The following is a 26,700-nucleotide window of genomic DNA, read 5'->3' as shown; positions in this document are numbered from 1 at the left end:
GGCCTGGGCGGATCGGGGTCAATCAGAAGCGAGTGCGCGAATCCGTGCGTTTACGGCTGGAAGCCGTTGGCAAAGATCACGTCCGACACGGTGTAGCTGCCGGTGATCGACTGGTTGGTCAGCGGCGAATAGGCGAGCACGATGGCGACATACGTACCCGGCGCCGGTGCCGGCGTGGTGCAGGATTCGTTCGCCGTCGCACCGGCCGATTCGCAGATGGTTTCCTCGCCCAGCTTGATGGTCAGGTCCGCGTCTTCGCCGGCCGCACCGACCGTGTTGAACACCAGGTTGGTCGCACCAGCCGGCACCACCAGGCTGAAGCGCAGCTCGTCGTTCTGCGCGGCGCTCAGGCCAGCGACGGTCACGCCGTTGGTCAGCGGCGTCGGCGGCGCGAAGAAACGCACCACGCGCGAGAAGCTGGCGCTGGCGCCGTCGTCGTCGGTCACGCTCAGCACCACGGAATAGGCGCCGTAGGCCGCATAGGTGTGGCTGGGGTTGGCCGTGGCCGCGGCCGGACTGCCGTCGCCGAAGTTCCAGCTGTAGCTGGCAATGGTGCCGTCCAGGTCGATAGAGCTGCTGGTGAACGTCGCGGTGAGATCGCTCGTGCTGGCGGTGAAATCCGGCGTCGGCGGCGCATTGGACGCGGCGCTCAGTACCACGCGCCAGGCGCCACGGCTGTAGCTGCCGGCGGTGAGTACGTGCGGCGAATCGTCGATTTCCAGATCGCTCACGATCAGGCCCAGCGGCAGGCCGGCGGAATAGGCACTGAAATTGTCGCCACCATCAGTACTTTCGTAGACACCGATGTCGGTGGCGACGAAGATCCGATTGGTATTCAGCGGATCGACCACGACGCTGTTCGCCGGCACGTTCGGCAAGCCGGTACCGACCGCCGCCCAGGTGGTGCCGCCGGTGGTGGAGCGGTACAGGCGCGAAGCGCCGAAGCCCGAGCGCGTGATGAACACGCGCTGCGCATTGATCGGGTCCATCGCCACGTCGGAGACGATGCCGCCCGGGTAGTCGCCGGTCACATTGGTAAAGGTGGGCGTGGGGATGGACGCGTCCGGGCTGAAATACACGCGGCCACCGGAAGTGCCGACATAGGTCGGCATCAGCACGCCGATCAGCTGTGGCGTCACCACCGAGGCGGCACTGCCCATGTTCGGCGATACGGCCGTCCAGCTGCTGCCGTCGGTCGTCGTGCGATACAGCGTATTGGACGAGGCGAACAGCAGGTTGCCGGCTACCGCCATCGGCGTGACCCAGGGGAAGGTGCTGGATGCCACCATGCCGGTACGCGGCACCATCGCAAAGCTGCCCAGGCTGCCGCTGTCGTTGGAGCGCACGATGTTGGGCAGATTGCTGGACGGGTAGCTGGTCTGGAACACGCGCGAGGGCGTGGTCGGATCGACCGCATTCATGAAGCCGTCGCCGCTGGGGAAAGTCAGGCCCCATTGCAGGCTGGTGCGGCGGCCCGAAGAGCCGTTGTCCTGGGCACCGCCGAACACGATATTGACGTCGTTCGGATGCACGGCAATGTCGTAGAACTGGGTGATATTGAGATTGGAATTCATGTTCACGTACGACAAACCGCCGTCGTCCGTGCGCCACAGGCCACCGTCGGTGCCGACCCAGAAGCGGTTCGGATTGCTCTGCGAATAGCGCACGACGTGCGTATCCTGGTGGACTTTCTGCGACGTGCCCCAGGTGCTGGTCATCGCCGTCAGGCTGGCGCCGCCGGCGGTGGAGCGGAAGTGGCGGATGGTGCCGACCAGCACCGTAGCCGGATCGGTCGGATGCACGGCGATGGTCAGGTTGTAGGTGCACTGGCCTTCGCAGGCGGCAGTGTTGGTCTGCGTCCAGCTGGTGCCGCCGTCGGTGGTGCGGTACAGGCGTGTACCGATCAGGGCGTACAGGGTATTCACGTCGCTGGGCGCCATCGACAGACGCAGGCGCGAACCGGCCGAATTCAAGCCCGTGCTTACCGAGGTCCAGGTGACGCCGCCGTCGGTCGATTTGGATACGCCGGTATTGATCAGGCCCGCATATACCGTGCTGGTGCCCGGTACAAAAATGATGTCTTCCACATTGGTGCTGAGCACGCGGGTCCAGGTCAGGCCGCGGTCGCTGGAGCGGAACACGCCTGCGCCGCTGAGCGCGCCAGTGGCGCCGCAGGTGCCCGCACCGCCGGCAAGGATCACATTGCTGTCGGTCGGTTGCACCGCCACGGCATTGACGATGGACAGCGGCATCGCCGTCGCACCGGCGCCGTTGCGGGCTGTCCAGGTCGCGCCGGCGTCTTCGCTCAGATACACGCCCTGGCCGAAATAACCGGCGCAGCCGCCGCCGTTCTTGTCGCCGGTACCGACCCAGACATCGTTGCTGTCGTTCGGGCCCAGCGTCACCGCACCGATCGGCAGGGTGCCGACCTGGTCGAAGACCGGCGTCCAGCTGCCGCCCGCATTGGTGGTCTTCCAGACACCGCCCGCGGCGCTGCCGATATAGACCGTGTCTTCATTGCCCGGCACCGGTGTGACGGCGTTCACGCGGCCGGCGACCTTGCCCATGATCCAGTCGGTCATGCTCATGGACGAGGGGCCGACCGGGCTCCACACCTCGCCGGTCGCGCTGCGCGACGCATCGTTGTGCGCACGCTGCACCTTCAGGGCCTCCACTGCGGCGGCACGCTCGCGGCCTGCATCAGGGGTGCTACGCAGCGTGCGCGTGCGTTCGAACCAGATCTGGCGCTGTTCGATCTGCCAGGATTCCTCGCGGCCTTCGCCTTCCTTGTGCTCCTCGCCTTCCTTGTGCTCGCCACCGTCCATCAGGTCTTCGATGTGCTTGGCCTCTTCGTGCGAAGCCAGCACCGGCAAGGCCGGCAACAACAACAAGCTCGCCAGCGCGCCTAGTGCGCGCCAGCTCAGTACGGTATTCGACATGCCAGACTCCCCGAAACGTGGTCGAGCCTGCGCTGTGCAGGCCGATAAACGGATCGTAGGACGGATGGCAATGCATCCGATAGGCCAGAAGTCACCAACCTTTAGGCCGATTTGAACATAGGGCTATAGAACTAGAACAATTTCGCAATTCTTTCCAATTCCGGTGCCGCCAGCGAAGCGCTTTCCGCTAGCCAGCCGAATGTCTGCCTCAAGATTGCCCCGCCTGCAGGCGTAGCGAATGCGATGACAGCAAGCCGGGCAGATACACCGCCGCCAGGCAGGCAAGGGCCAGCAATGACCAGTCGCCGCCCAGCCCGGACAAGGCCGGCAGCAGGTCGAACAGCCGGCCCAGCCATAGCGGGCCCTGCGCCATCAGGCAAATCAGCCCGATCAGACCGAACAGCCCCAGGCTGATCGCCAGCATGCGCCGCTCGATCTGCCCGTCGAGCAGGCGTTCGCGCTCGGCCCGGCGCGCGATCTCCCGGGCAAAATCCGGTGCCAGGCCAACTGCCATGGGCTCGGCCAGCGCCCGCGCCAGCAGGCGGTATTGCTGCAGCCGCACGCTGTCCGCTGCGCCGGCGCCGCTGCGCTCGGCCTGCAGTGCCTGTTCCTGCAACTGCCATTCGCGTTCGTGATCGGAAGAGTGGTTCATGCCTCGACTCCTGCACTGGCCTGCAACGCCTCGCGCAAACGCAGGCGGCTGCGGAACAGATGGCTCTTGATGGTACCTGCGGCCAGGCCGGTGACCTGGCCGATTTCCGGTATCGACAACTCATCCAGGTGATACAGCGTCAGCACCGTGCGCTGCAATGGCGCGAGCGAATCGATCGCCCGGTGCAGATGCTGGCGCAGTTCCTGGTCGGCCCAGGCCTGTTCCAGGTCGAAGCCGTCGCTTTCCTGTTCCAGGCACAGTTCGTGCTCTTGGTCGCTGGCCGCCTCCACCAGCGGCACCTGCTTTTTCTCCAGGTGACGCAGTCCTACGGCATAGGCAACGCGGCCTATCCATGACTTCAGCGCGCTCTCGTAGCGGTATTGGTGCAGGTATTGATGTACGCGCAGGAAGGTTTCCTGGCAGAGCTCGCGCGTATCTTCCGGGTGGCGCACCAGGCGCTGGATGATGTGCCAGCACAGCCCCTGGTGCGTGCTGACCAGGCGCTCGAACGCGCCGGCACGCCCGGCCAGCACCGCTTCGACCAGGGCACGGTCTTCATTCATGAGGGGAGCGCTCCATGCCGGCCCAGATACGGAGCGATCAGCCGCGGTTGCAGGCGAGTGCAAAAAACCGGCCTTGCCCGATTGCTGCAACCGCTGCCATCCCGTCCGTATCTGAAAGCCGCGACTGGCCCACTCGCCCATCGCTGGAGCAGAACATGGAACATCAAGACCTGGTACCTATCGTGTTGTTCGGCTGCATCACCTACGTGATCAAGCTGATCGTCGAGGCGCGCATGCGCGTACTGCTGCTGCGTGCCGGCGGCTCGGACGAGCTGCTGCGCTCCCTGCTCGACAGCGACGTCAGCCGGCGCCGCCACTCTTCGCTGCGTTCCGGCATCACCCTTGTCGCCGTCGCGCTGGGCTTCGCCTTTATCCAGGGCCGCGGCTGGGACGAAATCAATGCCGGCACCATCGCCATCCTGGCCGGCGCCGTAGGCCTGGGCAACCTCGCCTATTTCCTGGTTTCGCAGCGCCTGCGCTGACACCGCCCCCGCATCGACATCATGCCGGTGCCTGCCGGCGCCGGTGCGCCCTTGCTCGTCCTGGAGCCTGCCATGCTGTATCGAACTGCTGCCGCACTGCTGTCACTGCTGACTGCCGGCGACGCCATCGCCGGGGAAGCCAGCACATTCCCCTTGTCCAGGCCCGGCTCTGCAGAACTGAGTGCCACCATCGAAGCACGCGACAAGGCGCTGTTCGCCGCCGTGTTCGAGCGTTGCGACATCGCGGCAGTGCGCAGCCTGGTCACCGACGACATGGAATTCTTCCACGACCAGTCGGGACTGAACGCCGAGTCCGGCGATGCCTTCACCGACGCCATCCGCAAACTGTGCGCGCGCCAGGCCAGTGGCGAAGACTACCGTTCGCGCCGCGAGCTGGTCCCCGGCAGCCTGTTCGTACAGCCCCTGGGTAACTACGGCGCCGTCGAGACCGGCCTGCACCGTTTCTACCGGCTGGACCCGGGCAAACCGCCACGTCTGACCGGCGAAGCGCGCTTCACGCATGTCTGGAAAAACGACAACGGCACCTGGCGCCTGGCGCGTGTCGTCAGCTACGCCCATAGCCAGGCGCCCTGAGCGCGGCACACGCTTGCTGCAGCCGCGCTGAAATGCTGTGCTACGGCGCATTCACCGCGGAGCAGCCCATGGCCAAAGAAATTCCCGAGGCAGTCCGCGATGTCTGCCTGTCGTTTCCCGAAGCCGAGGAATACCTCTCGCACGGTTCGCCGAATTTCCGCGTGCGCGGCAAGACCTTTGCGAGCTACCTCGTGAACCACCACGGCGACGGCAAGGTCGCTCTGTGGCTGGGCTCGCCGCCCGGCGCGCAGGAGCAACGGGTGCGCGACGAACCCGGGTATTTCTTCATACCACCGTATGTCGGGCCGCGCGGCTGGCTGGGCGTGGAACTGGACAAGGGCCTGAGCTGGAAACGCATCGCCGCCCTGGTGCGCGAAGCCTACGAAAAAGTCGCACCCGCCAGCCTCGCCGCAACCATCGGCAAGACCATCGTCATCGCCGCCCCCAAGCCCAAACTGGCCGAGGACGAACGCGACCCGCTCGCCTCGCCCGCGCTGCAGAAACTGATCCAGCCCCTGCGCGACTACTGCCTGTCGCTGCCCGAAGCGCAGGAAGACCCGCGCTTCGGCGCACCTTCGTGGCAGGCCGGCAAACGCACCTTCGCGTTTGCCTACCGCTACGAACAGCAGCTCACTTTCAGTTTCTGGGTCGGCGTGGAACAGCAAGGTCTGTATAGCGGCGATACGCGCTTTTTCATTCCGCCGTACATGGGACACAACGGCTGGATTGCGCTGAAGATCGGCAGCAAACCGAACTGGAAGGAAATACGCGGCCTGGCCATACACAGCTATCGGCATTTCGCCCTGAAACGCATGCTGGCCAGACTCGACGCAGCCGGCTGACCCGCTGCGTCAGCGCCGCCGCGCCAGCAGCGGATGCACGATCACCGCGGCAATGATGATCAGCACGCCGAGATAGAAATAACCGTCGAGCTGGCGCTGCTCGCCGAACAGCAGCGCCGCCAACGCGATCGCGTAGATCGGCTCCAGATTGATCGCCAGCTGCGCCGTAAACGCACTGATCTGGCGCAGGGCGACCAGCGACAGCGCAAACGGCAGCAAGGTACAGCCATAGGCGAGGAAAACCAGCAGCACGCCGTCGCGCAGACCCGGCAGCGGAAACAGCACCCCGTCGTGGGGCAAAAGCGGCGCGACCAGTGTCATCAGCAAAGTACCGGCGCCCAGTTCCACCGCCGTCACCGTCAGCGCATCCGCTTCGTGCACATAACGCTTGTTCAAGGCGGAAAACGTCGACGCGAGCAACGCCGACAGCACGCCGACCAGCAAACCCAACTGCATACCCGCCGGCGTGCCGCCGACGACCAGCATCACCCCCGGCACCACCGCCAGGCCAAGCAGCAATTCGCGCTTGTCAAAAGCTCGCCCGGCAATCCAGGGCTCGATCACGGCGAGGAAAATCGGACACAGCGCCATCGACGTCACCGCCACCGACGCATTCGCCAGCTTGATCGCGCCATAGAACGTCAGCCAATGCAGCGCCACCACACAGCCGATACCCGCATAGACCGCGAGCAACCGCCACGGCAACTGCCGCAGATTGCGCCACACCCGCGGCAACAGCAGCGCCGTCACACTGACCAGCAACATCCGCCACCACACCAGCGCCGCCGCCGGCAGGCTGATCATCTTGCCGAGGATGGCGGTCAGGCCCCACAGCAGCACACAGAAATGGATTTGCAGCAGAGCCTTGGAATGCGAAGAAAGCGGCACGTGACACCGAAGCGGCAGCGAAGAACCCTAGCTTGCCAGCTTGCACCGCACAGATCTTGCGAAATTCGCAGCGAGCGGGCATTGCGAAGTGGCGAATCGTTGAACAGCGGCGCTTAGTTGCACTGCCTGTCTTTTTTTCTGGCGCCGCGCCATTGCCATTGCCATTGCCATTGCCATTGCCATTGCTCGTGATGGTGCTTTGGCCTGGCCCTGGCTGTTGCGGTCGATTCTGCGCGCAGGAAGCGCGCTTCTTACCGGGGCCCCGTAGGCCGCGGTGAGGCCGCGTAGGGAAAAGCCCGAAGGGTCGCGGCCAGGGATGGCCGCGAGTCGGCGCAGGGGACAGGATGTCCCGTGCGCCGACCGCCGTAGCGGCCTCACGACGTTCTGGGCCAGGGATGGCCCAAAAACGCGGCATCCGGGGGGCCCTTTCTCTTTGCCTTCTTTCTCTTTGGGCAAGCCAAAGAGAAAGAAGGTCGCGCGCCGCAGGCGGGCGAAACCGCCTTTGCTTTGGGCGCCGAACCGGAGCAGCCCCCTGCAGGCGCGCGAAACGCGCCGCCATGCGCACAAACAGCATCCGCCAACGGCGGACTCCTTCGCCCAAAACCGGATAGTGAAGCAGAGTCCAGCACTGCCCCCTCACCGCTCCGACAGCAGTCGGGGGAGAGGGAGCTTTACATCGCCAACCCCATCGGAATAGAAAACTACATATCCACTAACGAAAACCCATACATAGACCCCGCCAAACTAACCACCACCACGCAGCCCACCCCCATCACCGGCGACCCCGCAATCCCCCACTGATGCCCGCCGTCATCCGCCAGCGGCCAGCGCCGGATCAATTTGCCGGTCTTGCGCTCCAGCACGCTGAAGCTTGCCTGATGCCTGACGAAATACGGCGTGCCGCCGGCCGCGCCGACGTAGATATGCGTATCGGTAACCAGCGGCGTGCCCCAGGTCCAGCCGTATACATCGCTGCGCCAGATCACACGCCCGTCTTGCGGGTCGACCGCGCTGACGCGGCGCAAATCCGAAGAACCCACATAGATCACGCCGTCGCGTACCACCGGCGTGGACTCTACCCACGAACCCCAGAAATACAGGCGCCATCGGGTCTCGCCGGTGGCCGCATCCAGCGACAACAGGCCGGCGCCGCGGTTGCCGGCCAGCACGCGGCCTTCGTGCACTACCGGCACGGCATCGACTTCGGCGCCGGTATCCTGGCGCCACAGTTCGCGCCCGCTGGCCTTGTCCAAGGCGTAGACGAACCTGTCGGTGCTGCCCAGATACAGCCGCTCGCCATCGACGGCCACGGCATTGCGGATGCGCCCGCGCGTGTCGAAGCGCCAGCGCCGCGTACCGTCTTCGCTGTTCACCGCATGCAGGCCGCCGTCGCCGGCACCGGCATATACCGTATCGCCGGCCACCACCGGCTGCGCGCCTTGCCAGTCCCAGTCGAACACGCTGGGATGCGGCAGTACGCGACGGGTTTCCTCGTCGCCCAGCCGGTAGCGCCAGCGCTCCTTGCCGCCGGCACGCTCCAGTTTATACAAATAACCATTGTCTGAAGTCACAAAGACGGCATCGCCTGTGACGGCAACGCTGGCGTAGATCGGCTTGCCGACGACAAAGGTCCACATCAGCTTGCCGTCGCGCGTATCGACTGCGTTGACGATACCGCCGGTGGTGCCGACATAGGCGATGCCATCGGCGACTACGGGCGAGGCGTATACCTGTCCGCCCAGGCGTGTCTGCCAGCGCGGCGCCGGGCCTTCAGGCAGCCTGGGCGGCGGCATTTCCTGCGGCAATGACTGAGTACGCCGCAAGCGCGCCTGGCTGTTAGGACCAGGGTAGTTTCCGACCAGATCGTCGCCTTGCAGCTGCAGCGACAGATGCAGGCCTGCATGCACGACCCGGTCGCCGTCGCGCTGCACGTCGCCGCCCGTATCGACGCTGAAATAGTTCGAGATGGGCTGGGTCAGGTAGAGCGCCAGCTTGCCGTCGGCGCCGCGGCGGAACTCCAGGCCGACGTCGATCTGCTCCCGCGCCGATCCCGCCTTGCCCCACCATTTGCCTTCGAGCGGATCGCGCGCCGCACTGCCGGCCGCGCTGGCCGAGCACGCCAGCAGGCCGAGCACGCCGAACAGCAGTGCCTGCATCCGTCCGCAAAATTGTCTGTCTGCACCGCACAGGCGCAGCCCGGCCCTGGCACGCATGCCTGGCATGATGGTCTCCTCGACAGAGTGATTGTGTGCCGCAGCGCGGTGGCGGCGGCCTGCCCCTGTGCACAGGCTAGAGCGCCGCACACCGCCGACCGCGTGCGCAAGGACACAGCCAGTTTGCGGAAATCACGCGTATCGCCGGTGCGGCCTGGCCGCAGTGGTATCGTCGCGGCGACCTGGGAAACCCGCCCGCCGATGAAATATCGCGCCGCCGCCACCGCGCTGTTGCTGCTGCTCGCCCCGGCTGCACCGGCACGCCCGCCCGATGCGCAGTGGCTGGCCGAGGCCGCCGCGTTCGGCGATGAACTCAGCCCATCGCAGCGCCTGCAGATCCAGCAACAGCTGGACCAGGCACTGACTTCGGCCGCCGTGCAATCCGCGCTGCCGTCGCGCAAGGCCGACGGCCTGCCCCGCCTGCAATGGCCGCTGCGCGCCAATCCTGCGGGCTATTTCGGCTATCACGGCGTGTCCAATTTCGTCGATCACGACGCGGCGTTTCCGAATCACGTACGCGACTACGTCTGCGGCAGCCGCACCTACGACAATGCCGGCGGCTACAACCACGGCGGCACCGATTACTTCATCTGGCCATTTCCCTGGCGCACGATGGACGCAGGCGATATTTCCATCGTCGCCGCCGCGGCCGGTGTCATCGTGCTGCGCAGCGACGGCAACCCGGATCGTTCCTGCGCCATGGGCGATCTGCCCTGGAATGCCGTGTACATCCGCCACGACGATGGCAGCGTGGCCTGGTACGGGCATATGAAACGCGACAGCGTCACCGCCAGGCAGCCCGGCGAACGCGTGGAGCCGGGCGAATACCTGGGCCTGGTCGGCAGCTCGGGTTCGTCCACCGGCCCGCACCTGCATTTCGAGCTGCACGACGCCGCCGGCCGCGTCGTCGATCCGAAGAACGGTGCCTGCAATGCCGCGCCCGATCTGTGGCAGATCGCGCAGCCGTACGAAGACCCGGCCATCAACACCTTGTCGCTGCATGCGGCCGAGCCGCAGTCGCTGCGCTGCGGCCTGGTCGACGGCCAGCCGGTGAACGAGGAAACCTATGCGCTGCACAGCGTCGCGCCGGGCCAGAGTTTCTTGGCATTCGCCGCGTTTCGCGACCACCGCAATGGCGACATTAGCCAATTTTCCATTCTGCGGCCCGACGGCAGCGTGTTCACGAACTGGCAATACGATCTCGCCGAAGCCAGCCTGCCGCGGCCGTTCTACGCGGGCACGGCCTGGGGCTGGAGCCAGAACCTGCCGGCCGATGCGCCATTGGGCTACTGGACCTTCGCCGCCGACTTTCATGGCCGCCGCTACGCCGTGGAATTCTTCGTCGGCAGCGAAGCCCAGGCCCGTGACGCCGCCGTGCGCCGCGAACGCGCCGCCGCAACCCTGCTGTCGCCCCGCAGGACGCGATAAGCACGGCCAATTGCGCCGCACGGTCTACGGGCCAATGCGCAACCGCCCACGCCGGCTCGCGCCGCTGGCGCCCTGACCGCCATCGATGCTATCCAGTCCGCGCCCCTCCCGACCCGGATAGCCATGCCACAAGCCCCACCCGCGAAGCCGGCCGAGCCCGGCGGCGCCGAGCCTGCGCGCAGCAGCAAACCCAGCCTGCGCGAACGCTTCAAGGCCCTGCGCAACCTGCCGCCGTTCCTGCGCCAGATCTGGACGGCCAGCCCGGCGCTGACCGTGCTCACCTTGGCGCTGCGCCTGCTGCGTGCCTTCGTGCCGGTGGCGCTGCTCTACGTGGGCAAGCTGATCATCGACGAAGCCGTGCGCCTGGTCGGCGCCGGCGGCGTATCCGACTCGCTGGCAGCGGCCTGGCACGGCGGCCAGCTGGATACCTTGCTGCTGTTGCTGCTGCTGGAATTCGGCCTGGCCATCGTGTCGGATCTGCTCGGCCGCCTGATCGGCTACGGCGATTCACTGCTGTCGGAATTGTTCACCAATGCCACCAGCGTGCGCCTGATGGAGCACGCGGCGACACTGGACCTGGAAGACTTCGAAGACCCCGAACTGCAGGACAAGCTCGACCGTGCGCGGCGCCAGACCATGGGCCGCATGAGCCTGATGAGCCAGCTGTTCGACCAGGTGCAGGACGCGATCACTGTCGCCAGCTTCGGCGTCGGCCTGCTGGTCTACGCGCCCTGGCTGATCCTGCTGCTGATCGTCGCGCTGGTGCCGGCCTTCGTCGGCGAGGCGCATTTCAATGCGCTGGGCTATTCGCTCAACTACGCCTGGACACCGCAGCGGCGCCAGCTCGAATACGTGCGCCAGATGGGCGCCAGCGCGGAGACAGCGAAAGAAGTAAAGATTTTCAATCTGCACCATTACCTGATCGCCCGCTATCGCGACCTGGCACAGGGGTTTTTCCAGGCCAATCGCGCCCTGGCGCGGCGGCGCGCAGCCTGGGGCGTGCTGCTGACCGGGCTGGGCACGCTGGGCTATTACATCGCCTACGCCTATATCGCCTGGCGCACCTTGCGCGGCGATTTCAGCATCGGCGACCTCACCTTCCTGGCCGGCAGTTTCCGCCGCCTGCGCCAGCTGCTGGAAGGCCTGCTGGTCGGCTTCTCCCAGGTCGCCAGCCAGGCGCTGTATCTCGACGACCTGTTCGCCTTCTTCGACATCGAACCGGAAATCGTCTCGCCCGCCGACGCCGTGCCGGTACCGCAGCCCATCGTGCAGGGCTTCGTGTTCGAGAACGTCGGCTTCCGCTATCCCGATGCGCAGCGCTGGGCCTTGCGCGGCCTGAATTTCGCCTTGCACAAAGGCGAAGTGCTGGCCCTGGTCGGCGAGAACGGTGCCGGCAAGACCACCCTGGTCAAGCTGCTGGCACGCCTGTACGACCCCGACGAAGGCCGCATCCTGCTCGACGGCCGCGACCTGCGCGACTACGACCTGAACCAGCTGCGGGCGAACATCGGCGTCATTTTCCAGGACTTCGTGCGCTACCACCTGACAGCGGGCGAAAACATCGGCGTGGGCCAGATCGACGCCATGCACGACGGCGAACGCGTGCGCGAAGCCGCGCGCCGCGCCATGGCCGACAGCGTGATCGAGGCCTTGCCGCTGGGCTACGAACAGCCGATAGGCCGGCGCTTCAAGAACGGCATCGACCTGTCCGGCGGCCAGTGGCAGAAGATCGCCATCGCCCGCGCCTATATGCGCGACGCCCAGGTGATGATCCTGGACGAGCCCACCGCAGCGCTGGATGCGCGTTCCGAATTCGAGGTTTTCCAGCGCTTCAAGGAATTGTCCGACCAGCGCACGGCCGTGCTGATCTCGCACCGCTTTTCCAGCGTGCGCATGGCCGACCGCATCCTGGTACTGGCCGATGGCCGCCTCGAAGCCAGCGGCACGCATGCCGAGCTGCTGGCCCAGGGCGGCCGCTATGCAGAATTGTTCGAATTGCAGGCGGCGGGGTATCGCTGACAGCAGGGTGCGCGCCGGCGCCTGTCAGCACGGGCGGCGCAATTCGCTGCGCTCATCGCGCCCTACAGGTCGCCGCGTCGCGATGCGGTACCGGCTCTCCATCGCGACCTCGGGACGGGCTGTGATATTTCCGCCCGCTCCGGCGAATAAACAGGACAGCGCCGCGCCAGTCCCGTTTTTTCGGAGCGAACCATGCACCTTTCCCATCCAAGCCGTCCGGCTAGCCGGGTGGTCCAGTCCGTACGCATACGTGGCTTCCTGCAACGGAGGTCACTGTGATATTTCCCCTTGTCCCGGCGAATAAGCTCTACGGAACCAGCCCGGTTCCGTCCCCGCCCGCCTCCATCATGAGCGAAACCCGTACCGACCACGCCTTCCTCGGCCAGCTGCAGCAGCACAAAGCCATTCTTTACAAAGTGGCGAATGCCTACTGCAACCGGCGCGAGGACCGCGGCGACCTGATCCAGGAAATCGTGGTCGAGCTGTGGCAGTCCTGGCCGCGCTTCGATCCGGCCGGCCGGTTTTCCGCCTGGATGCAGCGCATTGCCGTGAACGTGGCGATTTCCTTCTACCGCGGCGAAAGCCGGCGCATCCGCGATGCGCTGCCGCTGGAGGAATTCGGCATGGACCTGGCCGCCGCCGACCGCGTGCTCGATGCGGAAGGCGACGACCTGCGCGCCCTGCACCAGCTCATCGCGCGGCTGGATGAAGTGAACCGCGCGCTGATCCTGCTGTATCTCGAAGGCTATTCGCAGGACGAAATGGCCACGATGGTCGGCCTCAGCGCCAGCAACGTCGCCACCCGCATCAATCGCATCAAGCAGAAATTGCAGCGTGACTACGCCGCTGCGGAGGAAAGCCCGTGAACACCCTCGACCTGGACATGCTGAAAACCCGCTGGGCGGCGCAAAGCCGCGAACTGGACGAACAGCTGGAACTGGATGTGGACGCCGTGCGCCGCAGCCTGACCGCGCACACGGCCACCGCCCTGAACCGGCAGAAACGCAGCCGCCTGCGTGCACTGCTGTTCGACGCCATCGCGGTGGCTGCGCTGGCCGCCTTCATGATCGCCCAGCGTCACGAACTGGCCTATGTGCTGATGGCCTTGCCGCTGGCCGGCCTGGGCCTGGTCCAGTTCAGCGTCGATCTGCGCGAATGGCTGCGCCTGCAACAGCTCGACTTCGGCATGCCGCTGCTGCAACTGCGCGCCGAATACGACGTGCTGCGTGCGCGCCGCGTGCAGATGGCGCGCTGCATCGCCCTGTTGTCGCTGCTGTTGTGGCTGCCGCTGGTGATGGTGGTGGTGAAGGCGCTGGCCGGCGTCGATCTGCTGCAGCGGCTGCCCTTCAGCGTCGTGGCCAGCAACATCGCGCTGGGTCTGGTGGCGATTCCCGTCCTCGACGGCATTTTCCGCTGGTTTGCACGGGCCAGACCGCAATCGGCAACCGTGCGGCGCTTCGTCGACGAAACCGCCGGCCGCGACTGGCAGCGCGCCAGCGACGGGCTGGACCAGCAGCTGGCCTTCGAACGCCAGCTCAGCGAACTGGGCCCGGGCGCCGCCCTGCACCAGCGCAGCGGCGAGGTGCTGCCGGCACCGCTGGACCAGGCGCGCCGCCGGCTGCGCTGGCGCATCGATGCAGGACTCGCGCTGATCACGCTGCTGGTGCTCTGCAGCGGCGGCTTCAACGCCCGCCACGGCGGCCAGCTGAGCGCCCTGCTGCCCGGGATTTTCCTGCACCTGTGCGGCATAGGCTGGCTGATCGGCAGCGTGTGGCACCACGACGTCCTCGCCCGTCCCCGTACCGGCCTGCAGGCCTGGGCCGCACGGCTGGCTGGCTTCAATCGGGGCCGCGGCGTGCTGCTGCAGTCGTACGTGGTCGCAACGCCGCTGCTGGTGCTGGCCTTGCTGCAGGTGCTGGGCCTGGGCCTGGGCGCGGTCGACCTGGCGCGCACGCTAGGCCTTGCGATCTGGCTGGGCCTGGGCACGCTGGCGCTGCTGGCCATGGGCCTGCTCTGGCGGCGCTGGCGCCGGCAGGGCTCCGCCTTCGCCGCGGCGGCCATCGAAGCGCTGAGCCTGGGCAGCCTGAGCCGCAGCCGCGCGCTGGCCGCCGCCGTCGCCACGGACGAGACACCGGCGCCGCCGCAGCGCGAGGCGGCGTGAGCCCAGCCGCCCCCGCCGCGCAACTGCGCACAACCAGCAGCGCCGCAGCAGCGAAGCAAGCCGACCAAAGTCGCTGGTGAATCGCCGCCGCCGCAGCCCCAGTTCGCTGGCTCGGCGGCGGCGCAGGGCCCGCGTTGCCGCCCCCACTTTTCTGCATGGAGTGAGCGTTCATGGAATACCGCTACCTGGGCAATTCCGGCTTTCGTGTACCCGTTCTGAGTTTCGGCACCGGCACCTTCGGCGGCCAGGGCGCGCTGTTCAGTGCCTGGGGCAATACCGATGTGGCCCAGGCGCGGCGCCTGGTCGATGTCTGCCTCGATGCCGGCCTGAACCTGTTCGACAGCGCCGACGTGTATTCCAAGGGCGCGGCCGAATCGATTCTCGGCGAAGCGATCAAGGGCCGCCCCCGCGACGGGTTGATCCTCTCGACCAAGGCCACCTTCCGCTTCGGCGACGGCGAAAACCAGGTCGGTTCGTCGCGCTATCACCTGATCAACGCCGTGGACGCCGCCCTCAAGCGCCTGGGCACCGACTATATCGACCTGTTCCAGCTGCACGGCTTCGACGCGCGCACACCGCTGGAGGAAACCCTGTCCACGCTCAACGATCTGGTGCGCGCGGGCAAGCTGCGCTATCTCGGCGTGTCGAATTTCAGCGGCTGGCATCTGATGAAATCGCTGGCCCTGGCCGACCGCTACGGCTGGTCGCGCTATGTGGCGCACCAGGCCTATTACTCGCTGATCGGACGCGACTACGAATGGGAGCTGATGCCGCTGGCCGCCGACCAGGGCGTCGGCGCCGTCGTCTGGAGTCCGCTGGGCTGGGGCCGACTGACCGGCAAGCTGCGCCGCGGTGCGGCACTGCCCGAGACCAGCCGCCTGCATGCGACCGCCGACTACGGCCCGCCGGTGGACGAGGAATATCTGTACAAAGTCGTCGACGTACTGGACGCAATCGCCGCGGAAACCGGCAAGAGCATTCCGCAGATCGCGCTGAACTGGCTGCTGCAGCGCCCCACGGTGAGCACCGTCGTGATCGGCGCGCGCAACGAGGAACAGCTGAAGCAGAACCTTGGCGCGGTCGGCTGGAATCTGACCCCCGAACAGGTGGCCAGGCTGGATGCCGCAAGCCAGACCACCAAGCCTTACCCGTACTGGCACCAGGCGGGGTTTGCCTACCGCAATCCGACGCCAGTCTGATAACCGCCCCGCCCGGTGGCGCGGCGACAGTCGCCGCTCCGGGCGCAATCTGCCGCGCTGTCCGCCGTCCGGCGGGCAGCGTCGGCCATCCCGCGAAACCCGTCCGCCAGACACAACTGTTGCACCTGCCGCAGCGCGACCCCCGCGCCTGGCGCAGAATGCGCCGGCACCAGGCAACCGTGCGGGGGATGTATGCAACGCCTGTTTCTGATCGCCACACTCGCGGCCTGCGCCAGCGTCGCCAGCGCCGAGACGCTGCCGCGCTTTCCGCCCAGTTCCACCTGGAACCGCAACATCGCCGGCGCGGCGCTGCATCCACAGTCCGCCGACATGATCGCCACGCTGTCCGGCCTGGGCGGCTTCGGCTTCGGCCGGCTGCAGATCGATTTCGCCATGAACGTGGTGCGCGCCGCGGCGGGCAGCCCCACGCGCAGCATCGTCGACTATCCCTACGACGACTATTACAGCCCCGACTGCGAGCCGCTGGGCAGCAGCATGCCAGTGCCGGCGAATGCGGCCATCGAAGGCAACAGCGGACTGACCTGCGACAACGAGAACGACGACTGCCATCTGCTCGTGGTGCAGGGCGACACCGTGTTCGAGGCCTATCACGTCACCGCCAGCGGCAGCGGCTCGCTGGAAGCACAGTGCCTGGTCAAATGGCATCTGCGTACCAACTATCCGGGCACCGGCCGCGGCGATCACTGCACCAGCGCCGACGCGGCCGGTTTTCCGATCGCACCGCTGCTGTTCAACGCCGACGAAGTGCATGCGGCGATGCAGCTGCCCGACGGCGACATCGGCCATGCGCTGCGTTTCATCCTGCCGAATGCCCGCATGGCCAGCGATATTTCCCTGGGCGGCGACGAAGGCAAGCTATACGTGCGCCCGGCCACGCATGCGGGCGGGCCCAGCGGTCCGGCCGGCAGCGTGCCCTACGGCTCGCGCCTGCGCCTGCGCGCGGATTTCCCCATGACCGGTTACTCGGCTGCCGCGCAGGTGATCCTGCGCACCATGCAGCGCTACGGCATCGTGCTGGCCGACGGCGGCAATATCGCGCTGACGGCGGAAAGCGACCGCTATACCACGCACAGCTGGGCCGAACTCGGCATCGGCTCGCGCGTGTTCGACCAGACCCCGAACGCCCAGGACGTACTGGCCAGCGACTTCCAGATCATCGACACCGGCCCGCGCATCGCCGAAACCTACCAGTGCGCGCGTACCGCGGTCAGTGCGGACACGATCTTCCTGGACGGGCACGAATGAACGCCGGACGTATCCATTTGCGCACACGCAGCCATTTCCAGATTGCTGTCTATTTGACGGCCAGCCGCGGCAGCGGCCACCCCGTTCCTGCCACGGGCTTTGCAGGCTGATCCGCCCATGAGCGAAACCCGCCACCGCCTGCTCGCCAACGGCCGCCGCATGCCGCGCCTGCTCTACGGCACTGCCTGGAAGAAGGCGCAGACGGCGCGCTGGGTCGAAGCGGCCTTGCGCCACGGCTTCGACGGCATCGACACCGCCTGCCAGCCCAAGCACTACGACGAGGCCGGCGTCGGTGCAGGCATTGCCGCGGCAGCACTGCCGCGCGAAACGCTCTATCTGCAGAGCAAGTTCACGCCGCTGTCCGGGCAGGATCCCGCCCGCATTCCCTACGACGCAACCGCCGATATCGCGCAGCAGATTCGCCAGTCCTTCGCCGTGTCGCAGCGCAACCTCGGCACGACGTATCTAGATGCCTTGCTGCTGCATTCCCCGCTGCGCGACCGCAGCGCCATGCGCCACGCCTGGGCGACGCTGGAAAGCCTGGTCGACGAAGGCGGCGTCGGCCTGATCGGCATCAGCAACTGCTACGACCCGGACGAGTTGCAGCGGCTATGGCGCGACGCGCGCATCAAGCCGTCCATCGTGCAGAACCGCTTCTACGCCGACACCGGCCATGACCGCGAGATCCGCGCCTTCTGCCGCGCCAACGGCGTGGTCTATCAAAGCTTCTGGACGCTCAGCGCGAATCCGCAGCTGTTGCGCAGCCAGGCCGTGCTCGATCTGGCAGCGGCACATGCGCGCACGCCGGCGCAGATCCTGTTCCGCTACCTGATCCAGCACGACGTGGTGCCGCTGACCGGCACCACGTCGCTGACTCATCTGCGCGAAAGCCAGGCCATATTCGATTTCGCCCTGAGCGAGGCCGATTGCGCCCGCGTCACGGCCTTGTTGTAGACGCTCTGCCGGGCAGCCGCATCAACGCCCGCGCAGGCGATAGCGCTCGCGATAGTCGTTCGGCGTCATGCTGACCACGTGCTTGAACAGGCGGCGGAAGCTGGAGACATCCTGGTAGCCGCAGCGGCCGACGATTTCCTCGAACGACAGGTGCGTGGTTTCGAGCAGCGCCTTGGCCCGCTCCACGCGCAATTTCTGTACATATTCCAATGGCGTGGCATCGAAATCTTCGTGGAAGCGGCGCAGCAGGGTGCGTTCGCTGACGCGGCAGTGGTCGGCCAGATCGCGCACGCTGATGCTTTCGTGCAGGCGCTTCTGCAGCCATTTTTCCGCCCGCTCGGACAGGCCCTGGCGCGGGCGCTGGGTCAGCGCCAGGCTGATATACGGCGCCTGGCTCTGGCGTTCGCGGTCGACCAGCATCAGGCGTGACACGTTATGCGCCAGTCCTTTGCCGCCGGCCCATTCCAGCATCTGCATCACCAGCTCATAACCCGCCGTCGCCGCGCCGGCGGTGACGATGTCGCCTTCGTCGACCAGCAGCTCCTCCGCGGCCAGGTCTACCAGCGGATAGCGTTCGCGCATGAGGTTGGCCAGCCACCAGCTGACCGTGGCGCGGCGACCGTCGAGCAGGCCGGCCTCGGCCAGCAGCAGCGAGGCATTGCAGGACGAGGCCAGGCGTACGCCGGCTTCGGCGCAGCGGCGCAGCAGTACGCGTTCGGCCACCAGCGCATCGAGCCGGCGCACCAGCTCGCCGATATTGGAATAGTCGATCGCGCTGACCAGCAGCACATCGAATTCGTCCGGCCGGCACAGCTCGGCCTCGAAGGTGATGCCGCCGGTCAGGCGCACCGGTCCGGCGCGCGTGGCGACGACGCGCGCCGATACCGGCGGTGGCGCCGCCGGGTTGAGCAGGTGTGCCACCTTGTTCGCCGTGCGCAAGGTGTCCAGCGGTGCTGCCACCGTCGACACCATCGCGGCCTCGTGGATCAGCAGACCGATGCGCAGTGTCATCAGCGCGCGACCTCGCGCGCGGCGACCTGTCCGGCATTGTTCAATGTGGAATTATCGACAAAGATCACGCCGCCGCCGCTGCCGGCGATCTGCGCTACCAGCGCCGGCGGCAGGGTGGCGCCCTGCGAGGGCAAGGTGCGGCAGCCCGCCGCGACAGCGGTAGCCGTTGCAGCGGCCTCGGTAGCACCCAGCGGCAGCAGGTCGAGGCGGCCTTCGCCGGCCGGAACGGCCAGCCACAGGCCTTCGGCCAGGCTGGCGGCGCATTCGGCGCTGAACACGCGGCCATGCACTTCGCCGCTTTGCGCATCGATCTGCTCGAAGCGTGCGGCCGCCAGGTCCAGCCGCATGCTGTAGTCGCGCCCGGGCAGCGGTTCCACGCTGGCGCTGTCGATAAGAATGGGGTTGTCGGCCGCGGGTGGCGCGGCCTGTACGCCGGTGGCGGCAAACGCGAACAGCAGCACGGCGATACGGCTGAGCGGCAGAGCAAGACGTTTCAGGGATTTCATGGCACGCGTCCTTGGGGGAGGGTGTGTCCATGCTAGGCCTGGGCAGACTGCCGCACCGGTGGCGGAATCGCAATCCTGATGGCGAAATCCGCCAGGGGATTTCCGCCACGGCGCCGATGCCGGATTCGCCAGAAACGCCGACGGGACCGCGAATTTCGCAGTCCCGCCAGCGCGACGCGGCTTACAGCTGCACGGCGTCGATCGTCCAGAGCGTCCGGGTATCCGGCCGCGTGAACACGAAACAAAGATCCTGCGCGGCCAGGCCTTCCGGCAGCGTGGCGCGCAGCGTGGTGGTCGTGGGGTTGCCCAGCGCCGGTTTCAAGGGCAGCCGCAGCCAGGGCTTGCCCTCGCAGCTGCCGCGGCGGATTTCCAGCTCGCCCTGGGCCGTGGCCGGCTTGCGCCGCTTGACGTGCTTGATGTCATGCCACAACTGGAAATTGTACGGAATGCTGCCGACATCGATGGCGATCTCGCGCGCACCGGCCAGCGGCGCCTGCGGCCAGATCCAGCAGGCATCGAAAATGTCCACGCTATAGAACTTGCGCAGACCCTGCAGCGGCGCGTCGTCTTCCAGGCGCAGCACTAGGCCGTTGTCGCGGCAGGGTTTCAGCTCGCCGCTGCTACGGCGGCGCAGCGTGCTCGCGTCCAGGCTCAGCTGCAGGGGCTTGCCCAGCGCCTGGCTGCCGGCAAAGGCCGTCGCCTGCAGCGTCGTTCCCAACGGCAGTTGCAGCGGCGCGGTATAGGCCGGCGAATCCGCCTGCGGCGTGCTGCCGTCGCGGGTATAGCGGATGCTGCCGAAGCCGGTCTGGTTCGCCAGGGTCACCGTCACGGCATCGGCCGCCTGCGCGTCGGTCTGCACCGCGGCACGCACGGCGAAGGCCGAATCGGCGTAGTCGATGCCAAGGCTGCGGTACCGCCGCAGCTGCGCCGGCAGGCGCTGCAGGAAACCGTTCCAGTCGCGCCGTTCGCGCGGGCTCCAGTCGACCTCGGCCAGCGCGGCCAGGCGCGGGAACACCGCATGCTCTACCCGCTCGGTCGTACGGATGTGCTCGACCCAGAGATTCGCCTGCGCGCCCAGCACGTGGCGCGCCTGCTGCGCATCGAGTTCGGCCGGCGTGGGCTCGAAGCCGTAGAGCTTCTCCAGCGTCACCACCGCGTCGTAGCGGCCCGGCGGTTCGTCCGGCGCATCGCTCTGCAGGTTGTTGATGTACAGGTCCGGCGACGGCGACAGCACCACGTCGTGGCCGGCACGGGCGGCATCGATCGCGCCCTTGGTGCCGCGCCAGGACATGACGCTGGCGCTTTCCGGCAGCTTGCCGCCTTCGAGGATCTCGTCCCAGCCGATCAGCTTGCGCCCGTGCCGCTCCAGCGACTGCTCCAGCCGGTGCACAAACCAGGACTGCAGCGCCGCATCGTCGGCAAGACCCAGCTTGCGCCGCTTGGCCTGCACGCTTTTCGAGGCGGCCCAGCGGTCCTTGGCCGCCTCGTCGCCGCCGATATGGATGTATGTCGAGGGAAACAGGTCGACCACTTCGTCGAGCACGCCGTCGATGAACTCGAAAGTGGATTCGTCCACATTCAGCAAATAGGTATGCACGCCCCAGTCCACCGACACCTTGGGCTTGTCGCCGGTGCCGAGCTTGGGATACGCCGCGATGGCCGCCTGCGCATGGCCGGGCATGTCGATCTCCGGCACGATGGTGATATGGCGCTGCGCCGCGTAAGCGACCAGATGACGGATCTCGTCCTGGGTATAGAAGCCGCCGTACAGGCGGGGCTTGCCGGTGGCCGCGTCGATGTCCTTGGCCGCGGCCGGGCCGGGCGGCACGCGCCAGGCGCCAACCTCGGTCAGGCGCGGGTATTTCTTGATCTCAATGCGCCAGCCCTGGTCGTCGGTCAGGTGCCAGTGCAAGGTGTTGAGTTTGTGCAGCGCCATCGCATCGATGAGTTTTTCGATGAAGGCCGGCGGCTGGTAGTGACGCGCCGAATCCAGCATCAGCCCGCGCCAGACATAGCGCGGCGCATCGTCGATGCGGCCGGCCTGCAGTTCCACTGCCGCGTCGTCGCGCGCGCTGATGAGCTGCCACAGCGACACCGCACCGTAGAACAGCCCGGCCTCGCTGCGCGCGCGCACGTCGATGACGCCGGCCTGTACGCTGAGGCTATAGCCCTCGTCGGCCGTCGTGGCGGCCGCGTCGAGCACAAAGCGGATGCCGTCGGCAGGCTTGTCCACGCAGCCCGAAACCAAATTCCATTGGCGCGTGCGCGCCAGTAGTTCGACGAAATACTGCGCTGCCGCCTGGGCCGGTTCGCCGCAGGCCTGTAGCGGTGTCGCTGCATCGACGCGCACGGTCGCGGGCTTGGCCGCGGGCTGCACGCGCGCCGGCAGGGGCACGATCGAATCCAGCGTCACGCTGTCGGCGCCGGCCTTGGCCACGGCCGCCGGCTTGTCGGGACTGTGCGCGCACGCGGCCAGCAGGGTCGCGGCGGCAGCAAGGAAAACCGATCTGCGCAAGGACATCATCATCACCTCGGAAAATCATCGCCCGGATCTTCGCATCGGCAACGCGCCCGGCGACAGGGCGGCGATCACGAAACGCTCGCGCGGCGGGCCAGTTGCCGCCGCAGCGGCCAGTGCCGGATGCGCGCTTAAAAAAAGGGCCGAGATCCACTCTCGGCCCTAAAACACCACCACGTTGGAGTCTTTGCCAAAACCACCGCCGCTCGACGCACCCACGGCGAGCGGCGGCACCGGCGGCGATCAGAAGTTCGCGCGCAGGGTCAGCATGTAGCGGCGGCCGGTGGAGTACTGGCCAGCCATGTAGTCCTTGGTGCCGAGGTACTGGGTGTACTTTTCGTCGGTCAGGTTCGACGCGTCGAAGGTCATGCCCAGGTGCTCGGTGAAGTTCCAGCCGAAGGTGGCGCCGATTTCGGTGTAGTCGTCGACGCTGGCCGGTGCCGCACCCGCTACGTAACCGCCGGCGAGGTACTTGCTGCGGTAGTTGTAGTTGATGCGCACGCTGAGCGGGCCCTTCTCGTAATACGGGCTCACCGTCAGCGAGTTCTTCGACTGGTACGGCATCGCATTGCCCTGGTCGGTCTCGCCGTCGGCAAAGGTGTAGTTGGCGACCACGCCGAAGCCGGTGTCGGAGAACGGCTGCTGGTAGTTCAGGTTGAAGCCCTTGATCGTCGCGCTGCCGGCGTTGTACGGACGGCTGATGCTGTAGTCGCAGAAACCGTCGGCAGTACAGCCGCGGAAACCGACCATGCCGCCCCACTGGTCCGGGTTGTTGTCGCGGATCGAGTTGTACTGGCGTTCGATGCGCGCCACGCGGTCGATGTAGTTGGACACGTCCTTGTAGAACACCGAGGCCGCCAGCACCGACGATTCAGCAAAATACCACTCTGCCGACAAGTTGAAATTCTTCGACTCGTACGGACCCAGGTCGGCATTGCCGCCGGCGCCGGTCTGGGTGGAATCGTTGAGGAAGGTGTTGTTCACCATCTGGTTGTACGGCGCCCAGGCGATGACTTCCGCACCGGTGAAGCGCAGCACCACGTCGGGCGCCACGTCGTAGATCAGGTTGAACGAGGGCAGCACCTTGTCGTACTGGCTGGTCTTGGTCTGCCACCAGGACACCGGTGCCGGCAGCACCGGCGCCGCGCCACCCGGGTTGTAGCCCGTGGCATTGGTTTCGGTATCGACGTAGCGCAGGCCGAAGTTACCGTGGAAATTGCCGTCGGTCTGGAAGTTCAGCTGGGCGTAGAACGCGTCGGTGGTCTGGTCCAGCGCCCAGGTGTTGTTGATGGTCGAGCCCGGGTCCGGCGCCGCGTAGTTGATCGGCGAGCCGCTGACCCAGCGGATCACGTTGTCGCGGCCGACATAGATGTGCTGGCCGTGGCCGCTGGAGAAACCGTTGAACGCGTCCATGGTGTCGGCATAGCCGATGGTGCCCACGTCGGCCAGCGAACCCAGGCGCACGCCGCCGTACACGGCCAGGCCGTAGGACTCTTCATGCTTGTTGTGGCGATAGCCCAGCTGCAGCTGATGGAATATGCCGTCGAAGCTCTTGCTGAAATCGAGCTGGCCGTAGGTGTCTTCGCCTTCCGAGGAGAAGATGCCGCGGTTGCCCATCCAGCCCGCATCGCGCCAGTTGGCCGGATTGCGTGCGGCGGTCGGGTCGTCGAAGGTCACGCCGGTGCGCGTATTCCAGCTGAAGCCGCCGAAATACACCGGTTCGATGAACCACTGGGTGATGTTCGGGTTTTCCGACTTGGAACGGCCGATCTGGCCGCCCAGGTCCCAGCCATCGCCGGAGTACTTCGCGTTCAGGTCCAGGCCCTTGGTCGTGACTTCCGACTCGCGTGCCTGGTTGTCGTAGATCACCGCGCCGCCGTTGGCATTGGAATGGCCGCTCTGGGCCACGCCGCCGCGCACGTCGCCGAGACGGTCCACCGCCGCCACCGTGCTCGGCAGCCAGGTGGTGAAGCTGTATACCGACTGGTTGTAATTGTTGAAATTTTCCCGAATGTACATGCCGTTCAGGTTGATATGGAGCTGGTCGCTCGGCTTGAATTCCAGGTTGACCACAGCGCTGTTGCGCTTGCGTGTCTGCTGGAACCAGGCCGCATTGACCGAGTTCGGCACCATCGTCGTCGGCGATACGCCGGTGGCGTTGGCGAAGGTCGACGCCGGCACGTAGCCGAAGATCTCGATACCCTGGCGGTCGACCTGCTCTTCGTAATGCTGCGCGGCGATGGCCAGGCCGAAGGTTTCCGCGTCGTTCTTCACGCTGTACAGCAGCGAGGCGTTGGGCTTGCCCTTGGACGCCTGCTCGCTGTAGCTGTAGCCGACCGAGCCGCTCAGCGTGTTCTTTTCCAGATCCAGCGGCTTGCGCGTATGCATCAGGATGGTGCCGCCGATGGAACCTTCCGGCAGGCGCGCTTCGGGCGACTTGTAGATTTCCAGGCGGCCGAGGATTTCCGGCGCAATCAGGGTGAAGTCGAAGCCGCGATTGGGCTGCTCGCCGTACAGCCAGATCGACTGCGCCACCGGGTGGCCGTCGATGAACGACAGGTTGAGCGAAGGATCGGTGCCGTCGATGCTGACGCGCTCGCCCTGGCCGAAGCGGCGGTCGATGGTGACGCCCGGAATCTGCGCCATCGCCTCGGCGACGTTGGTGTTGGGGAACTTGCCGATGTCCTCGGCCGTGATCGACTCGACCACCGCATCGGCTTCGCGCTTGGTATCCAGCGAGGCCTTGAGGCTTTGGCGGATGCCCTTGACGACGACTTCCTCCAGCTCCTGCGCGGTGCCGGCCGGGCCGGCTGCGTCAGTATTGACGGCATTTTCCGTCGCGGTGGTCGCCGCGGTTTCGGCGTGCGCCACGCCGTAGAAGCTCAGTGCAGTGACGATGCTCAGGGCGAGCAGGTTTCTACGATGAATCATGGTGTTCCCCTTCCCTACCGTTTAGTTGTTGCCGCCTGGTGCTGGCTGCGCGCGCAACCTCGCCTTACGGATCCCGGTTCAGTACAGCTTGCCTACGCATCCTGTGACCCACGTCTTCCATAAGGTGGCACTCCGCGCGGAATGCCAAATTCAATTTTTCTAGGTTTCGCCGTGACGCGAATCCAGCAGCCAGCAGGCCGCGCCGACGACGCCGAGCTGGCCGTGGTCGATCAGGCTTACCGGAATGCGCTCCAGCACCGGGCGCATCACGCCCTTGGCGAGAAAGCGCGCGCTGAAATTCGAGTGCAGCAGGAACTGACGGATATGCGGCAGGATGCCGCCGGCCAGGTGCACGCCGCCGCGGGCGCCGCAGCTCAGCGCGAGGTCGCCGACCACGCTGCCCAGCCAGGCACAGAACAGATTCAGGGTTTCGATGGCCAGCGCATCGTGTGCGCCCAGGGCCGCCTCGGTGATCGAAGCCGGCGCGCGCAATACCGCCGGCACGCCGCGAAGGGAACACAGCGCCGTGTAGATTTGTACCAGCCCCGGCCCGGACAAAGCCGTTTCGTTGCTGACATGGGCGGAATGGCGCATCAGGATGCGCAGGATCTCGATTTCCAGCTCGTTGCCCGGCGCCAGCGAAGCCTGGCCGGCCTCGGTCGCCAGCACCAGCGGATGGCGGTTGCCCGGAATGCGCACCGCCGCACCCAGGCCCGTGCCCGGACCGACGATCAGCGTCGGCCCCTGCGCCGCATGTTCCGCGTCACCCGGCAGCAGCACGCATTCGCTCGCACGCAGATAGTGCGTGGCGCAGGCGACGGCCTCGAAATCGTTGACCAGGTAGACCTCGTTGACGCCGATCTCGTGGCGGATTTCCGCCAGCGACACCGACCAGGGCAGATTGGCATTGACCAGGCTGTCGCCAACCGCGACGCCGGCACAGGCAATGGCCACGCGCTGTACGTGCACATCGCCCATGGACTGCAGGAACTGGCGCAGCAACACGCCGAGATTCGGAAAATCGGCACAGACGAACTTGTCGTAGCGCTCGACGGTAACGGCGGAAGAGCCCGGGCTGGACTGGCGTACCAGGCCTACCCGCGCATGGGTTCCGCCCACGTCGGCCGCGACGAAGGGCGCAGCCGGCGCATTCGTGACCTCGGCAAATCGCTGACTGGCTGCTGCTGCCACGCCTTCCTCCCAAGCTCCCGGGAATGCCATGTCCCACCACGGCTACCCCAACGGGGGCCGAGTCTGAAACTTTTCTGACAACGTTGTCAACCGCATTTGTACACCCAATTGTCCGGACTGCATCCGCGCCCCGCCGGCGCGCCGGCCGCGGCGCCGAACTGGTCTGCAGCATGGCGCGTAGAACGATGTTTAATAACAACAATTGACGAAATCACCGAACCGGTCACGTGGCCACGACCTGACCGATTTCCACCTTGCAGCGCAACATTTCCAGCAGGTGCAATTGCGCGCTTTCCGGGGCAAGATATGACAACGTTACTAGTCCCGCGTCCCGGCGCATCTG

General features: G+C 66.4%; 20 protein-coding genes. 10 read left to right on the top strand and 10 right to left on the bottom strand.

Features of this window, described 5'->3' with window-relative positions:
• Positions 1–50 precede the first annotated feature (50 nt).
• The 3 genes from DFR29_RS05800 to DFR29_RS05790 all read right to left on the bottom strand — a co-directional run bounded on the left by DFR29_RS05800 (position 51) and on the right by DFR29_RS05790 (position 4,154).
• The gene (locus tag DFR29_RS05800; RefSeq protein ID WP_133817645.1) at positions 51–2,939 is read right to left on the bottom strand and encodes a PKD domain-containing protein; all 2,889 of its coding nucleotides are present in this window, start codon (positions 2,937–2,939) and stop codon (positions 51–53) included.
• A 208-nt stretch (positions 2,940–3,147) separates the two neighbouring features.
• Positions 3,148–3,591, bottom strand: a complete 444-nt coding sequence (locus tag DFR29_RS05795) for a hypothetical protein (RefSeq protein WP_133817644.1) — start codon at positions 3,589–3,591, stop codon at positions 3,148–3,150.
• Entirely contained in the window at positions 3,588–4,154 is a 567-nt protein-coding gene (locus tag DFR29_RS05790; protein ID WP_133817643.1) for an RNA polymerase sigma factor, read from the bottom strand. The genes DFR29_RS05795 and DFR29_RS05790 overlap by 4 nt, the downstream gene beginning before the upstream one ends.
• 155 nt (positions 4,155–4,309) lie before the next feature.
• Here DFR29_RS05790 and DFR29_RS05785 point away from each other — a divergent pair, with 155 nt between their 5' ends.
• The 3 genes from DFR29_RS05785 to DFR29_RS05775 all read left to right on the top strand — a co-directional run bounded on the left by DFR29_RS05785 (position 4,310) and on the right by DFR29_RS05775 (position 6,072).
• Entirely contained in the window at positions 4,310–4,636 is a 327-nt protein-coding gene (locus tag DFR29_RS05785) for a DUF6249 domain-containing protein (protein WP_133817642.1), read from the top strand.
• 72 nt (positions 4,637–4,708) lie between these two features.
• Entirely contained in the window at positions 4,709–5,230 is a 522-nt protein-coding gene (locus DFR29_RS05780) for a nuclear transport factor 2 family protein (RefSeq protein WP_166653901.1), read from the top strand.
• Between the two features lie 68 nt (positions 5,231–5,298).
• The gene (locus DFR29_RS05775) at positions 5,299–6,072 is read left to right on the top strand and encodes an MmcQ/YjbR family DNA-binding protein (protein ID WP_133817640.1); all 774 of its coding nucleotides are present in this window, start codon (positions 5,299–5,301) and stop codon (positions 6,070–6,072) included.
• Between the two features lie 9 nt (positions 6,073–6,081).
• Here the strand turns inward: DFR29_RS05775 and DFR29_RS05770 are convergent, their stop codons facing one another.
• On the bottom strand, positions 6,082–6,960 hold the full coding sequence (locus DFR29_RS05770) for a DMT family transporter (RefSeq protein ID WP_133817639.1): 879 nt from the start codon (positions 6,958–6,960) through the stop codon (positions 6,082–6,084).
• A gap of 701 nt (positions 6,961–7,661) precedes the next feature.
• Entirely contained in the window at positions 7,662–9,182 is a 1,521-nt protein-coding gene (locus DFR29_RS05765; protein WP_133817638.1) for an outer membrane protein assembly factor BamB family protein, read from the bottom strand.
• Positions 9,183–9,374: 192 nt separating this feature from the next.
• Between DFR29_RS05765 and DFR29_RS05760 the strand changes: the two genes are divergently transcribed.
• The 7 genes from DFR29_RS05760 to DFR29_RS05730 all read left to right on the top strand — a co-directional run bounded on the left by DFR29_RS05760 (position 9,375) and on the right by DFR29_RS05730 (position 18,200).
• Positions 9,375–10,601 carry a M23 family metallopeptidase gene (locus tag DFR29_RS05760; RefSeq protein WP_166653900.1) on the top strand — a complete coding sequence of 409 codons (1,227 nt, stop codon included), beginning with the start codon at positions 9,375–9,377 and terminating at the stop codon, positions 10,599–10,601.
• A 123-nt stretch (positions 10,602–10,724) separates the two neighbouring features.
• On the top strand, positions 10,725–12,620 hold the full coding sequence (locus DFR29_RS05755) for an ABC transporter ATP-binding protein (RefSeq protein ID WP_133817636.1): 1,896 nt from the start codon (positions 10,725–10,727) through the stop codon (positions 12,618–12,620).
• Between the two features lie 347 nt (positions 12,621–12,967).
• Entirely contained in the window at positions 12,968–13,486 is a 519-nt protein-coding gene (locus DFR29_RS05750) for an RNA polymerase sigma factor (protein ID WP_133817635.1), read from the top strand.
• Positions 13,483–14,781 (top strand): hypothetical protein, encoded by a 1,299-nt coding sequence (locus DFR29_RS05745; RefSeq protein WP_133817634.1) that lies wholly within the window; start codon positions 13,483–13,485, stop codon positions 14,779–14,781. The genes DFR29_RS05750 and DFR29_RS05745 overlap by 4 nt, the downstream gene beginning before the upstream one ends.
• 170 nt (positions 14,782–14,951) lie before the next feature.
• Positions 14,952–15,980 (top strand): aldo/keto reductase, encoded by a 1,029-nt coding sequence (locus DFR29_RS05740; protein ID WP_133817633.1) that lies wholly within the window; start codon positions 14,952–14,954, stop codon positions 15,978–15,980.
• Between the two features lie 192 nt (positions 15,981–16,172).
• A complete protein-coding gene (locus DFR29_RS05735) occupies positions 16,173–17,246 on the top strand; it encodes a hypothetical protein (RefSeq protein WP_133817632.1) in 1,074 nt (357 codons plus the stop codon).
• A gap of 117 nt (positions 17,247–17,363) precedes the next feature.
• A complete protein-coding gene (locus DFR29_RS05730; protein WP_133817631.1) occupies positions 17,364–18,200 on the top strand; it encodes an aldo/keto reductase family protein in 837 nt (278 codons plus the stop codon).
• Between the two features lie 21 nt (positions 18,201–18,221).
• On the opposite strand, the gene DFR29_RS05725 is transcribed toward DFR29_RS05730, so the two are convergent.
• The 5 genes from DFR29_RS05725 to DFR29_RS05705 all read right to left on the bottom strand — a co-directional run bounded on the left by DFR29_RS05725 (position 18,222) and on the right by DFR29_RS05705 (position 26,357).
• A complete protein-coding gene (locus DFR29_RS05725) occupies positions 18,222–19,211 on the bottom strand; it encodes a GlxA family transcriptional regulator (RefSeq protein WP_133817630.1) in 990 nt (329 codons plus the stop codon).
• Positions 19,211–19,717 (bottom strand): hypothetical protein, encoded by a 507-nt coding sequence (locus DFR29_RS05720; protein WP_133817629.1) that lies wholly within the window; start codon positions 19,715–19,717, stop codon positions 19,211–19,213. Before DFR29_RS05720 ends, DFR29_RS05725 begins: the two co-directional genes overlap by 1 nt.
• A gap of 181 nt (positions 19,718–19,898) precedes the next feature.
• Complete coding sequence (locus DFR29_RS05715) at positions 19,899–22,238, bottom strand: beta-N-acetylhexosaminidase (protein WP_166653899.1); 2,340 nt, start codon at positions 22,236–22,238, stop codon at positions 19,899–19,901.
• Positions 22,239–22,478: 240 nt separating this feature from the next.
• Positions 22,479–25,166, bottom strand: coding sequence for a TonB-dependent receptor (locus DFR29_RS05710; protein ID WP_133817627.1), 2,688 nt, complete (start codon positions 25,164–25,166; stop codon positions 22,479–22,481).
• A 159-nt stretch (positions 25,167–25,325) separates the two neighbouring features.
• Complete coding sequence (locus tag DFR29_RS05705; RefSeq protein WP_243745971.1) at positions 25,326–26,357, bottom strand: glucokinase; 1,032 nt, start codon at positions 26,355–26,357, stop codon at positions 25,326–25,328.
• Positions 26,358–26,700: the final 343 nt, after the last annotated feature.

The sequence above is a fragment of the Tahibacter aquaticus genome, assembly GCF_004363655.1.
Taxonomy (GTDB): Bacteria; Pseudomonadota; Gammaproteobacteria; order Xanthomonadales; family Rhodanobacteraceae; genus Tahibacter; species Tahibacter aquaticus.
This window is presented reverse-complemented; position numbering and strand designations above follow the sequence as displayed.

Coding starts and splice junctions, on each gene's coding strand:
- DFR29_RS05765 (WP_133817638.1), bottom strand. CDS start 9,182: ATGCCAGGCATGCGTGCCAGGGCCGGGCTGCGCCTGTGCGGTGCAGAC.
- DFR29_RS05710 (WP_133817627.1), bottom strand. CDS start 25,166: ATGATTCATCGTAGAAACCTGCTCGCCCTGAGCATCGTCACTGCACTG.
- DFR29_RS05750 (WP_133817635.1), top strand. CDS start 12,968: ATGAGCGAAACCCGTACCGACCACGCCTTCCTCGGCCAGCTGCAGCAG.
- DFR29_RS05725 (WP_133817630.1), bottom strand. CDS start 19,211: ATGACACTGCGCATCGGTCTGCTGATCCACGAGGCCGCGATGGTGTCG.
- DFR29_RS05740 (WP_133817633.1), top strand. CDS start 14,952: ATGGAATACCGCTACCTGGGCAATTCCGGCTTTCGTGTACCCGTTCTG.
- DFR29_RS05775 (WP_133817640.1), top strand. CDS start 5,299: ATGGCCAAAGAAATTCCCGAGGCAGTCCGCGATGTCTGCCTGTCGTTT.
- DFR29_RS05780 (WP_166653901.1), top strand. CDS start 4,709: ATGCTGTATCGAACTGCTGCCGCACTGCTGTCACTGCTGACTGCCGGC.
- DFR29_RS05800 (WP_133817645.1), bottom strand. CDS start 2,939: ATGTCGAATACCGTACTGAGCTGGCGCGCACTAGGCGCGCTGGCGAGC.
- DFR29_RS05730 (WP_133817631.1), top strand. CDS start 17,364: ATGAGCGAAACCCGCCACCGCCTGCTCGCCAACGGCCGCCGCATGCCG.
- DFR29_RS05735 (WP_133817632.1), top strand. CDS start 16,173: ATGCAACGCCTGTTTCTGATCGCCACACTCGCGGCCTGCGCCAGCGTC.
- DFR29_RS05790 (WP_133817643.1), bottom strand. CDS start 4,154: ATGAATGAAGACCGTGCCCTGGTCGAAGCGGTGCTGGCCGGGCGTGCC.
- DFR29_RS05785 (WP_133817642.1), top strand. CDS start 4,310: ATGGAACATCAAGACCTGGTACCTATCGTGTTGTTCGGCTGCATCACC.
- DFR29_RS05715 (WP_166653899.1), bottom strand. CDS start 22,238: ATGTCCTTGCGCAGATCGGTTTTCCTTGCTGCCGCCGCGACCCTGCTG.
- DFR29_RS05755 (WP_133817636.1), top strand. CDS start 10,725: ATGCCACAAGCCCCACCCGCGAAGCCGGCCGAGCCCGGCGGCGCCGAG.
- DFR29_RS05760 (WP_166653900.1), top strand. CDS start 9,375: ATGAAATATCGCGCCGCCGCCACCGCGCTGTTGCTGCTGCTCGCCCCG.
- DFR29_RS05720 (WP_133817629.1), bottom strand. CDS start 19,717: ATGAAATCCCTGAAACGTCTTGCTCTGCCGCTCAGCCGTATCGCCGTG.
- DFR29_RS05795 (WP_133817644.1), bottom strand. CDS start 3,591: ATGAACCACTCTTCCGATCACGAACGCGAATGGCAGTTGCAGGAACAG.